General features: G+C 48.2%; 7 protein-coding genes. 5 read left to right on the top strand and 2 right to left on the bottom strand.

Features of this window, described 5'->3' with window-relative positions:
* Nucleotides 1-556 precede the first annotated feature (556 nt).
* From NF543_RS25625 to NF543_RS11075, 3 genes are all read left to right on the top strand, one after another.
* Nucleotides 557-4045 (top strand): CLIPPER-2 domain-containing protein, encoded by a 3489-nt coding sequence (locus NF543_RS25625; protein ID WP_444511710.1) that lies wholly within the window; start codon nucleotides 557-559, stop codon nucleotides 4043-4045.
* 97 nt (nucleotides 4046-4142) lie between these two features.
* The gene (locus tag NF543_RS11070) at nucleotides 4143-5153 is read left to right on the top strand and encodes a PorP/SprF family type IX secretion system membrane protein (RefSeq protein ID WP_257668190.1); all 1011 of its coding nucleotides are present in this window, start codon (nucleotides 4143-4145) and stop codon (nucleotides 5151-5153) included.
* 48 nt (nucleotides 5154-5201) lie between these two features.
* Complete coding sequence (locus tag NF543_RS11075) at nucleotides 5202-7145, top strand: OmpA family protein (protein ID WP_257668191.1); 1944 nt, start codon at nucleotides 5202-5204, stop codon at nucleotides 7143-7145.
* A gap of 8 nt (nucleotides 7146-7153) precedes the next feature.
* Here NF543_RS11075 and NF543_RS11080 read toward each other — a convergent pair whose 3' ends face one another.
* Together NF543_RS11080 and NF543_RS11085 are read right to left on the bottom strand one after the other, a co-directional pair.
* On the bottom strand, nucleotides 7154-7993 hold the full coding sequence (locus NF543_RS11080) for a prephenate dehydrogenase (protein ID WP_257668192.1): 840 nt from the start codon (nucleotides 7991-7993) through the stop codon (nucleotides 7154-7156).
* A gap of 29 nt (nucleotides 7994-8022) precedes the next feature.
* Entirely contained in the window at nucleotides 8023-9192 is a 1170-nt protein-coding gene (locus NF543_RS11085) for a pyridoxal phosphate-dependent aminotransferase (RefSeq protein ID WP_257668193.1), read from the bottom strand.
* A gap of 93 nt (nucleotides 9193-9285) precedes the next feature.
* Between NF543_RS11085 and NF543_RS11090 the strand changes: the two genes are divergently transcribed.
* Together NF543_RS11090 and mqnE are read left to right on the top strand one after the other, a co-directional pair.
* Nucleotides 9286-11106, top strand: coding sequence for an ABC transporter ATP-binding protein (locus NF543_RS11090; protein ID WP_257668194.1), 1821 nt, complete (start codon nucleotides 9286-9288; stop codon nucleotides 11104-11106).
* A 66-nt stretch (nucleotides 11107-11172) separates the two neighbouring features.
* On the top strand, nucleotides 11173-12375 hold the full coding sequence (gene mqnE / locus NF543_RS11095; RefSeq protein WP_257668195.1) for an aminofutalosine synthase MqnE: 1203 nt from the start codon (nucleotides 11173-11175) through the stop codon (nucleotides 12373-12375).
* Nucleotides 12376-12382 lie beyond the last annotated feature (7 nt).

Here is a 12382-nt window from a genome sequence, read left to right on the forward strand (position 1 = left end):
AGAGATTGTAGATAATATGCTGGTATGGGATATAGGAGAGATAGCATTATTGGAAGACCATGATGAGGTGGTGGCCTGGATGTCCTATAAATTGATAGTCAACGATTGTGCCGCTATACTATCAACTGATGGAGATTGTAACCCAACCATTTCCCTGGATGGCACATTGTCGGGAAAAGGCAAATTGTCCGAAAAGGAGGTCACTTCCACATTCATTGAAGCGTATGGTGATGACGAATCGGACTGTACGCCAGAAGGTTTACCCATATACGGGGATATTTCGCTCGGTATAGACATAAGTGGATGCTTTGAATTTAACGGAGCGGTAGATTTGGTCGCATGCGCCGGTGAGCAGGTTGACATTATATTCGATAACGATAATGGGGTTGTTACATCATACGAATGGAGCAGCGATAATACGGATATCGGAATTGCAGCTGACGGCAATGGTGCTATTTCTTTCACGGCAACCAATACAACGGATGAGGCGATTACAGCAATGATCACTGTTGTGCCCAATACCGAATTAGGTTGTGCCGGTGAAGCTGTCACATTCATGATTACGGTGAATCCCATACCGGATGCTAGCATTTCTGGTGAAGACATAGTATGCGTCGGTTCAACGATTAGTTTGGAAGCCATAAACGAGGGTGGTGTTTGGTCAAGCAGTGACGAGGCGATAGCTACGGTTGATGATATGGGGATGGTTACAGGTGTGGCTGGGGGAACGGTAGCTATTAGCTATACCGTTACCAATGAGAGCGATTGTAGCGCCGAATCAACGATGCAAGTTACGGTTGACGCTATTTTGGCGGGACAGATAGGAGACGATCAAGAAGTTTGCGTGGGTACAGTGCCGGAACTGCTGACTTCAGTTGAAGCTGGCACCGGTGAAATCAGTTATCGCTGGGAGCAAAGTGTGGACGGAACAACATGGATAGTGATTGATGGGGCGACAGGAGAATCATACCAGCCTGAAGCGTTGTCTGAAACCACTAGTTACCGCCGTGTTGCAATTTCTATAGTCGAAGGATCGAATTGTGAGGATTATTCTAATGAGATAACGGTTACAGTGTTAAACGATTGCTCGTTGATCAGTGTGAAATTGGTTTCCGATGAAAATAATGATGGGTTGGCACAGGCCGGTGAAATATTGACCTATGCCATCCGTGTAGAAAATTTGTTTGATAGGGACGTAACGGTGATGATCACTGATGTAATCCCAGATCATACGTCTTTGGTTGATGGCAGTATTTCTAGTGGTGGTAGCTTTAATGCAGCCACCAACACCATCACTTGGGTAGGTATTAATGTGCCGGCAGGTTTATCGGAGGAAGTTACATTTCAAGTTAAGGTTGTGGACAACCTGACGGACATTGCCAGTATCCATAACATGGCGGTGGTCACGGGCGATGACCCGGAAAACCCCGAGGAGCCGGAGGTTGAGATCCCGACGGATCCGGTGAAATCGTTCGGGGCGGCCAAGACGGCCAGTGCCGAATCGGTTTCCGCCGGCGACGAGCTGGAATACACGATCACGGTGACGAACACGGGCGACGTTGACTACAACGGCATCACGGTCGTTGACAACATCCCCGTGAACACGGCATACATCGAGGGCAGCGCCAGTCCCGGCGCCACGGTGAACGGCGACGTGCTGGGCTGGACGCTTGACGTCCCCTACGGCGAAAGCCGCGAGGTGGGCTTCCGTGTCAGGGTTGCGGACAACCTGACGGATGTGGAAAGCATCCATAACGTGGCGGTGGTCACGGGTGATGACCCGGAGAACCCCGAGGAGCCTGAGGTTGAGGTCCCGACGGATCCGATGAAATCGTTCGGGGCAACCAAGACGGTGTCCGATGCTAGCGGTGATGGCAAAGCCGGAGTGGGTGAGGAGCTTACCTATACCATAACGGTCACGAATACAGGCAATGTAACTTATGAAGGAATCACGATAGCCGACGAAATCCCTGCTCATACCACCTACGTGGAAGGCAGTGCAACCCATAATGGCGTATTTGACAACAATAAATTGGCTTGGACGGTGGATGTACCTGCGGNGGCTAAGACGGCCAGTGCCGAATCGGTTTCCGCCGGCGACGAGCTGGAATACACGATCACGGTGACGAACACGGGCGACGTTGACTACAACGGCATCACGGTCGTTGACAACATCCCCGTGAACACGGCATACATCGAGGGCAGCGCCAGTCCCGGCGCCACGGTGAACGGCGACGTGCTGGGCTGGACGCTTGACGTCCCCTACGGCGAAAGCCGCGAGGTGGGCTTCCGTGTCAGGGTTGCGGACAACCTGACGGATGTGGAAAGCATCCATAACGTGGCGGTGGTCACGGGTGATGACCCGGAGAACCCCGAGGAGCCTGAGGTTGAGGTCCCGACGGATCCGATGAAATCGTTCGGGGCGGCTAAGACGGCCAGTGCCGAATCGGTTTCCGCCGGCGACGAGCTGGAATACACGATCACGGTGACGAACACGGGCGACGTTGACTACAACGGTATCACGGTGGCCGACAACATCCCCGCGAACACAACATACATCGAGGGCAGCGCCAGTCCCGGCGCCACGGTGAACGGCGACGTGCTGGGCTGGACACTTGATATCCCCTACGGCGAAAGCCGCGAGGTGGGCTTCCGGGTCAGGGTTGCGGACAACCTGACGGACATCTCCAGCATCCATAACGTGGCGGTGGTCACGGGCGATGACCCGGAGAACCCCGAGGAGCCTGAGGTTGAGGTCCCGACGGATCCGATGAAATCGTTCGGGGCAACCAAGACGGTGTCCGATGCTAGCGGTGATGGCAAAGCCGGAGTGGGTGAGGAGCTTACCTATACCATAACGGTCACGAATACAGGCAATGTAACTTATGAAGGAATCACGATAGCCGACGAAATCCCTGCTCATACCACCTACGTGGAAGGCAGTGCAACCCATAATGGCGTATTTGACAACAATAAATTGGCTTGGACGGTGGATGTACCTGCGGATGAGAGCCTCAGTGTTAGTTTTAAAGTGAAGGTTAATGAAAATATCGTAGATATTTCCTCCATCAAGAATATCGCCACAGTGACAGGTGACGAACCCACCGATCCAGAGGAACCAGAGGTGGAGATCCCGGTAATCATTGGTCCCACAGCAACAGACGACGAAGGAACAACGGATCAAGGCGTAGACATTACACTTGATGTATTAGCAAACGATGAAGAAGGCAATAGTCAAATTGTTCCAGGAACTGTACGCTTGATAGACCCCGTTACGGACAATAAAGTAACCGAAATAACTATACCCAACGAAGGAAGCTACACAGTCAATGAAGATGGAACGGTGACATTCATCCCTAACGAATCCTTTGTAGGAGTCTCCACCATCGAATACACGGTGGAGGATGAGAATGAGTTGGAGTCCAACCGGGCGACAATCACGATCACTGTGGAAGCTGTAGCAGCAGAAATTCCCCCTACTACGGTAGATGATGAAGCAACAACACCGTATGGCGAAGCCGTGAGTATTCCGGTGCTGACCAATGATGCAGAAGGCAGTAGCCCGATTGTGCCCGGCACCGTCAACTTGGTAGATGATAATGGTAATCGAGTGAAGAGTTTGAGCATACCCGGAGAAGGCCATTATCAAGTAGCCAACAATGGCGTGGTTACATTTACGCCAGCGAACGGTTTCGTAGGCGTGAGTACGGTTCGCTATGAGATAAGTGATGAAAACGGACTGGTATCCAATATGGCTACCATTACAGTTACGGTGGCCGCACGTCCATTCAAGATTCCCAATGTGTTTACACCTAATGGAGATAGCCGCAACGACGTGTTTGAGATTGTCGGCTTTGAAGGGTTTGATCGTGTAGAAATCACGGTGGTCAACCGTTGGGGAAATGAAGTGTACCGGAACACCAATTACCAAAATGATTGGGATGGACAAGGTCTCAATGAGGGTACATACTATTACGTCATCTTTACCCATGATGCTGGACGAAGAGATCGTTATGCTGGGTGGGTATTAATCAAACGTCAATAAGAATTAAACGAAGTAAAGCAATAAAGTAAAGGAAATGTATCCCAGCTCAGTAATACGACGATTAGCTGCGGTGCGAATCCCCCAACAAATAATAGCTATGAAGCACATTATAAAAACAGTAGGGTTGGTTTTCGGGCTGCTTACAGCCTTGAGCGTGCGCGCCCAGCAAAACATCCAATTCACACAGTATATTTTCAATTCGATGAGCGTGAATCCAGCCTATACGGGCTATAAGGAGGAATGGTTTGGACAATTGGGATTACGTAGCCAATGGGTAGGATTAGAAGGAGCTCCGCGCACAGGGTCACTTTCCATAGATGGGGTGGTAGACCCGTTAGCCAAACGGCATGGTTTAGGCCTTCAGATAACGGCCGACAAGCTTGGGCCACAATCGGCTACATCCGCCTATGCAAACTACGCTTTCCGTCTTAGACTGAACGAAGAAGATACGCAGCGGCTTAGTTTCGGTATCGGTGCCGGAGTGACGCAGTATAGCCTTGATGGGACAATGTTGGATCCCATAGAAGGCAGCGACCAATTGCTCCCTCCTGGTAAGATTAGCAATTATGTGCCGGATATCCGCTTTGGTATCTACTATTACAATCCGCGCTGGTATGCAGGAGTGTCTGCGATGGACCTGCTGTCGGGCGATCAAAGCAATAATATTTTCCGTTGGGACAACACAACGACGGACAATATCCGCCGTAAACGTCATTTGTATTTCATCGGCGGGGCGCTGTTCGACCTTTCGCAAGGTTTGAAGCTGCGTCCGAGTCTGTTGGTGAAGGAAGATTTCAAAGGGCCAACAAGCCTTGACCTGAATGCGATGTTCATCTTTGGCGACCGGTTCTGGTTGGGGGCCGGCTGGCGCACCGGAGTGACAGTGTTCGAACGGGAATACAATCGTGTGAGCGGCAATAGCTTAAGTGGACGTAATTCATTCGCCGCGGTGACCCAAATCTATGTGACGGAAACGCTGCGGATTGGTTATTCGTATGACCATATCGTGAGCCGGTTGTCGAGTGTGCAAAATGGTTCACATGAAGTAACATTGGGCATTACGTTCGGCCGCCGAGAACAGCGGCTGTTGAGTCCACGTTTTTTTTAGGATATACCTCACTGGATGACAATTTAAATCAAATAGCTACTTAAGATTATGGAGAAGATATACATATATGGAATTATCGCTGTCATGGCCCTACTACCTGGCATCACGTTATCGCAAGAACAACCCAGCTTGCGCGACCGTGCCGAAGAGTCATATCGTCGATATGAATATGCGCATGCGGCAGCAATGTATACCAAATTGGTGGACAGACGCGATCCACGATTGGAAGATCTTGAACGATTGGCAACATGCTATATCCAAGTGCGGGATTTCGAGTCGGCAGAAAACTGGTATGCACGGGTGGTGCAACACGAGAGTAATAAACCCGAACACTTATTGGCCTACGGGAACGTGTTAAAAGCCAATGGGAAATATGCAGAAGCGAAGCAGCAATTGGAAAATTATGCGGAGCGGACAGGCAACCGGGAGCATGTAGCTCTGCAGTTGGCTGGGTGTGATTCAGCAGTCGTTTGGTTGGCTTCCCCCACAGCGCATAAGGTGGCAAACGAATCGGAGGTCAACACACCACTTTCGGAATTTTCGGCATATCCGGTGGGCGACAAGGTGTACTATGCCGGGGAACCCGCGACCACATCCGGCAAAACCCATGGTTGGACAGGGCATGCATTTTTGCGCATTTACTCCGCACAACTTTCCGCTTCCGGAAACTTAAGCACACCTTCGATGGTCCAAGATGGTATCAGCGATTTGCCCTACCATATCGGCCCGGTCGTTGCGGAAAAAGAAGGAAACACCCTATTTGCAACCCGCACTCATGTGGGGAAAGAAGGGGAACTTGTGCGTGAGCAGCGGCGTAGATACCACACGAACACGTTAGAATTGTATACCTACAAAAAGGAGGGAGCGGGGTGGCTAGCGGAGCCTTTTGCCCATAACAACGCAAAGGAATATTCGGTGGGGCATGCTGCGTTATCCGTTGATGAAAACATATTGTATTTCGTGTCCGATATGCCAGGAGGCCTGGGCGGTACAGACATCTGGTATTGTGAGCGCCAATCCGACGGAAGTTGGGGAACACCGGCGAATGCTGGCAACGAAGTGAATAGTTCTGGGGACGAAATGTTCCCAAATATTGGCCCGGATGGAACACTGTATTTTTCGAGTGATGGATTCGCGGGAATGGGTGGACTTGATGTATTCAGCGCAACGGGGCAAAAAGGAATGTGGTCAACACCGGAGAACCTAAGGTATCCGCTGAACAGCGCGGGGGATGACTTCGCTTACATCACAGTTGATGAAAACGATATGGGTTACCATGGCTTCCTTTCGTCAAACAGGCGCGGAGGCAAGGGCGGTGATGACATTTATTCATTCTCCTTTGAAAGACCGAAAATTATCATCATTCTGCGGGGAACCACGTCAGACAAAAATACGGGAGAACGTCTGCCGGCTGCATCGGTAACCCTTTATGATGGTAAGCGGGAAATCGTGGCGAAGAAAAGCAGCAGCAACGAAGGGACATTTGAGTTTACGCTGGATCGCGACATGGATTATACGGTATTGGGCCAAAAGCAAGGCTACCACGCAGATTCGGCCAAGGTAAGTACACAGGGTATTAGTAAATCCGATACATTGGAAGTTGCACTCCTGTTAGAACCGGTTTTCAAGGTTGGCGATACGTTTGAATTGGAAAATATTTATTACGATTTCGACAAGCACAACATCCGCGCTGATGCAGCCGCAATCCTGGATGAGCTGGTACGGACAATGCGCGATAACCCGACGTTGAAAATCGAACTATCAAGCCATACAGATAGCCGAGGTAGTCACGCATACAACGAGGCATTATCACAGCGTCGAGCGCAATCGGCGGTTGACTACCTAGTAAGCCGTGGCATCGCACGTGATCGGATGATAGCCAAAGGTTACGGGGAAACCAAGTTGGTAAACCGTTGCTCGGATGGTGTTCCGTGTTCACGTGAAGAGCATCAGGCCAATCGGAGGACTGAAGTGACTGTGTTAGCATTTTAACACCAATCTTACTTTAAGATTCGTTGGATTTTATTGGATTTCTTGATTAATTTATAAAATGCATCGTAATCCTCATTGGTCAATACTTCGTGCACATTTTGTAACTGCTTGATGTGCTCTTGAAGCACTTCAAGCACATTTTCTCGGTTTTGTTTGAAAATGGGAGTCCACATGTCAGGTGAACTTTTGGCGAGACGTACGGTTGATTCGAATCCGGATCCTGCAAGTTCGAATATCCTGCCCTGCGATTTTTCTTTTTCCAGTACGGTAAGCGCCAATGCAAAGGAAGTGATGTGTGAGATGTGCGATACATAGGCCGTATGCACGTCATGTTCATACGCATTCATGAACGTGGTGTGCATCTCCAACTGTTCGGTAATAGAATCCATTATTTCAAAGGCATCCTCATCGCTGTTCGTCGCGTCTACGTATACCATCATCTTACCTTTGAACAAATCGGTGGTAGCTGCTTCCGGTCCGGAATATTCCGTACCGGCCATGGGGTGGGCCGCCACTACACGACCTCGCTTAGGATGATCTGCAATCGCCTTCATGATGCGTTCTTTAGTAGATCCCATATCGATAATCACTTGATTGGCTATCCGATCCAGGAGAGCAGGCAAAAGACTTAGGATGGAGTCCACAGGTATGGTCAGAAAGATGACTTCACAGCGGTCTACCGCTTCTTCCAATGATGCACCTTCATCTATAAGCCCCATTTGGAGTGCTTTTTTTAGGTTGCTCTCATTTTTATCAACACCTATGATTTTGGTAGCAGCAAGCTTTTGTTTTAGGGTAATCGCAACCGACCCTCCAATGAGCCCTACACCAACTATGGCTATGTTCATTTCTACTTACGTTGTTTTTTAATAAATGATTACTGGTTAATCACCGTATTTGCGATGCGGTCATAAGCTTCGTCCAATAGTTCTTCCCTGGCGCATAAGCTCACGCGGATGTAGGCATCACCACCATTCCCAAAAATCCCTCCCGGAGTGATGAAGACCCGAGATTTTTGGAGGATTTCATCGCTCAGCGCATAACCATCCGGATACGAGGCTGGCGCCTTGGCCCACACGAACATGCCTACTTGGTTTTTGTCGTATGAACACCCGATCCCATCCAGTAAATGGTATACATGCGCTCTTCGCTTCCGATAAGTCTTGTTTAATCCGTCGTACCATTCCGAACCCAGTGTCAATGCCTTCGTGGCGGCCATCTGTACGGGCAAGAACATCCCCGAATCCATGTTGCTTTTAAACCGCAGGATTTCACTGACACGCGCTTCCGCGCCAATCAGCATGCCTACGCGCCAACCAGCCATGTTGGCTGATTTGCTCAATGAATTAAGTTCGATGGCCACATCCATTGCTCCTTCGATAGCCAGAAGACTTTGTGGATGGTCATTGAGGATGAAACTATAAGGATTGTCATGGCACAGCAGGATATGATGTTGCTTGGCAAAAGCCACTACCTCCCTGAAAAATGATTCCGGAGCAGCTGTTCCAGTCGGCATATGGGGATAATTCATCCACATCATCTTGACGCGACTCAGGTCATTTTTAGCCAACGCATCCAAGTCGGGCAGCCAGTTGTTCTGGGGAGTTAGCGCATAAGGAATGCCTATTGCCCCACTCAACTGTACGGCCGAAGAATAGGTGGGATATCCCGGATTGGGTATCAGCGCCTCGTCACCATCCTGCAGGTAGGTCATGCAGGTATGCACAATACCCTCCTTAGAACCGATGAGCGGCAATACATTCACGTCTGGATCCAACAATACCCCATAGTAATGCTCATACCACGCTGCCATTGCCTGCCGTAATGCCGGTATGCCTTTATAGCTTTGATAGGCATGCGTATGAGGCAAAGAGGCAAATTCACTAAGCGTTTGGATGACCGCTGGATGAGGAGGTAAATCTGGACTCCCAATCCCTAAATTGATGACTTTCTCGCCTGTTTGGTTTAGTCTGTCGATTTCCCGTAGCTTTTTCGAAAAATAGTATTCTTCGGTGTGTTGCAACCGCTTTGCAACTTGTATCTGCATCGCTTTATTTTTGAGCGACTAAAATAAGTAAATCTATTCAATTTCCCACACTACCCTACTTTTTTAGTAGCTTTGCGACTTGTTCAATAATTGATGAAGACATATTTTCGATTACTATCATACGCCAAACCCATAGAAAAATATGCGATTCCGTATGTGTTTTGCACCATATTAACAGTCATATTCAGTACACTAAACCTTGCATTACTGATTCCACTTTTACATACGCTGTTCAATACCGGCGAGGGTAGTGAAGTGATCGAGAAGCCGGAACACTGGTATAGTATTATAGACTTTTTTAATTATTATGCGCAGCAAGCCAATATTTTGTATGGTCCATATGAAGCGTTACAGCGTGTATGCTATATTATTGTATTGTCTGTACTCCTTAGTAATGTTTTCCGCTATTTCTCGCAGCGGATTATGGAGAACCTGCGAATACATACCTTGCTCAATTTGAGGAAGGCGGTATTTGATAATGTGATGAGTATGCACATTGGGTATTTCAACAACCAGCGTAAAGGAGATGTCATTTCAAAAATAGCTTCAGATGTGCAGGTTGTGCAGTATTCCGTAACAGCAACTTTGCAAGTTGTTTTCAAAGAGCCCCTTCAACTGATCGCCTATATCGTCTTTTTGTTTGCTATTTCAGTGAAACTAACCTTATTTGCCATTTTGGTTATCCCATTATCGGCATTTATTATTTCGCGTATCGTTAAGCGTTTAAAGGCGCAAGCGACGTTGGCACAGCAAACATATGGCAACATGATTAGTTATTTGGATGAAGCATTGTCTGGTATTAAGATCATCAAAGCATTCAATGGTGTCGAATTCATCAAGGATCGGTTTAATAATGAGAACGTGAAGTTTTCGAAAATCAGCCGGCGGATGGTAAGGCGGCAGCAACTGGGGTCGCCTGTCTCTGAATTGTTGGGTGTGGTCATGGTAGCGGTCATATTGCTATACGGGGGGAACCTTGTGTTGAGTGAAAGTGGAGATCTCGATGCAGCGGCCTTTATCGGTTATATTGCCTTATTTTCGCAAGTGATGCGGCCTGCAAAGGCATTGACGGATTCCTTCAGTAATATCCATTCCGGCATTGCGGCTGGGGAGCGCGTATTGGAGCTTATCGATATGCGAAATGAAATCAAGGATTTGCCGGATGCAACAGGTCCAGATTCGTTCAATCAGCATATCAAACTGGTTGATGTCAGTTTCTCTTATGGCGACCGACAAGTGTTACGGCACGTCAATCTGGAGGTGCCTAAGGGCCAAACCGTAGCGTTGGTTGGTCCATCAGGGGGAGGGAAATCGACGTTGATTGATCTCATACCGCGCTTCATTGATGTGGACGAAGGGGCAGTGCTGTTCGATGATAAGAATATCAAAGCATTGAAAATTACCAGTTTGCGTGAAATGATGGGGTTGGTTAATCAGGATTCCTTTTTATTCAATGATACCATCTTCAACAATATAGCTTTTGCCGCTGAAGATGCCAGCATGGAGGAGGTGGAGCGTGCCGCGAAAATAGCTAACGCACATGATTTTATTTTGGAAACCCCAAACGGTTACCAAACCAATATCGGCGACAGGGGGACTAAGTTATCCGGCGGGCAACGTCAACGAATCTGCATTGCGAGGGCCGTCCTCAAAAACCCGCCCATCCTGTTGTTGGATGAAGCCACCTCCGCATTGGATACCGAATCTGAAAAACTGGTTCAGGATGCGTTGTCCAAATTGATGCAAAACCGTACCACATTGGTCATTGCCCACCGTTTAAGCACCATACAAAATGCTGGTAAAATCGTTGTGCTCGATGCAGGCCGTATTGCGGAAGAAGGCACACACATGGAGCTCATAGCCAACAATGGGCTGTATAAAAAATTGATTGATATGCAACAGTTTGGCGAGTAGTTTAATTGCACCCAACTTGCGTTTTTAAGCAAGTTTAGCTAAGTTTGCTACATAAAATTTCAGGATATGGATGCCGAAAAAAAACTCACTTTCCTCCTTGAGAACAAACGGCTCGGTAATGAGCTGCAAACCATTGCTTCGAAGGTTTACCATGGGGAACGGATTAGTGAAGAAGACGGCGTGTTGCTGTATGAGCGGGGCGACTTAGGCTATTTGGGCGTGTTGGCAAACTTTATCAGGGAAAAGCGGCACGGAGACATTACCTATTTCAATCGTAATTTCCATATCGAACCTACTAACTTATGTGTCTACGATTGCAAATTTTGTTCCTATTCCCGTTTAATTAAGCAGCGTGAAGATGGCTGGGAAGCCACGATGGACGAGATGTTGGATCAGATAAAGTCGTATGACAACGAGCCGGTTACTGAAGTCCATATCGTTGGAGGAGTGCTACCCCAGTACGACATGCCCTTTTATATGGAGTTATTCACGGCTATAAAGCGGCACCGTCCAAACCTCCATGTGAAGGCACTTACACCAGTGGAATACCATTACATCTTCAAGAAGGCGAAAGTGGATTATGCCACCGGCATGGCCATGATGAAAGATGCAGGCTTGGATTCAATGCCGGGAGGTGGGGCCGAGATTTTCCATCCTGAAGTGCGGGAACAAATCGCAAAAGACAAGTGCAATGCCGAACAATGGCTACAAATCCACGAAGCGTGGCACAAGCTGGGGATGCACTCTAACGCGACCATGCTGTATGGCCATATCGAGGGCTATTGGCACCGCATTGATCACATGGAACGGCTTCGTGAATTACAGGACAAAACTGGGGGGTTCCAGGCATTTATACCGCTTAAATTCAGGAATATGGACAATCAAATGTCGCATATTTCGGAGTCCACCGTGATAGAAGACTTGCGTAATTATGCCATAAGCCGTATTTATCTAGATAATTTCCCACATATTAAGGCTTATTGGGCCATGATAAGTAGAGAAACAGCGCAATTGGCATTGGGATTTGGTGTAGACGATATTGACGGTACGCTTGATGATACCACGAAGATTTACTCCATGGCTGGAGCTGAAGAACAGCATCCGGCGATGAGTACACAGGAATTGGTTGAGCTGATCAAGCATGTTGGAAGGCACCCCATAGAGCGCGATACCCTGTACAACATCATTACCGATTACAATGAGATTGTTTTTCAAGAGGAATCCACAAAGCAATCAACGTATTATCAATTGCCAGTAGTGAATAAATAACGATAAT

Origin of the sequence: Parapedobacter tibetensis, assembly GCF_024704835.1 — a bacterium.
In the GTDB taxonomy this organism is placed as follows: Bacteria; Bacteroidota; Bacteroidia; order Sphingobacteriales; family Sphingobacteriaceae; genus Parapedobacter; species Parapedobacter tibetensis.

What these genes read in the sequence shown, in the direction of transcription:
- NF543_RS11075 (WP_257668191.1), top strand. Translation starts at nt 5,202, where the DNA reads ATGGAGAAGATATACATATATGGAATTATCGCTGTCATGGCCCTACTA.
- NF543_RS11090 (WP_257668194.1), top strand. Translation starts at nt 9,286, where the DNA reads ATGAAGACATATTTTCGATTACTATCATACGCCAAACCCATAGAAAAA.
- NF543_RS11070 (WP_257668190.1), top strand. Translation starts at nt 4,143, where the DNA reads ATGAAGCACATTATAAAAACAGTAGGGTTGGTTTTCGGGCTGCTTACA.
- NF543_RS11080 (WP_257668192.1), bottom strand. Translation starts at nt 7,993, where the DNA reads ATGAACATAGCCATAGTTGGTGTAGGGCTCATTGGAGGGTCGGTTGCG.
- mqnE (WP_257668195.1), top strand. Translation starts at nt 11,173, where the DNA reads ATGGATGCCGAAAAAAAACTCACTTTCCTCCTTGAGAACAAACGGCTC.
- NF543_RS11085 (WP_257668193.1), bottom strand. Translation starts at nt 9,192, where the DNA reads ATGCAGATACAAGTTGCAAAGCGGTTGCAACACACCGAAGAATACTAT.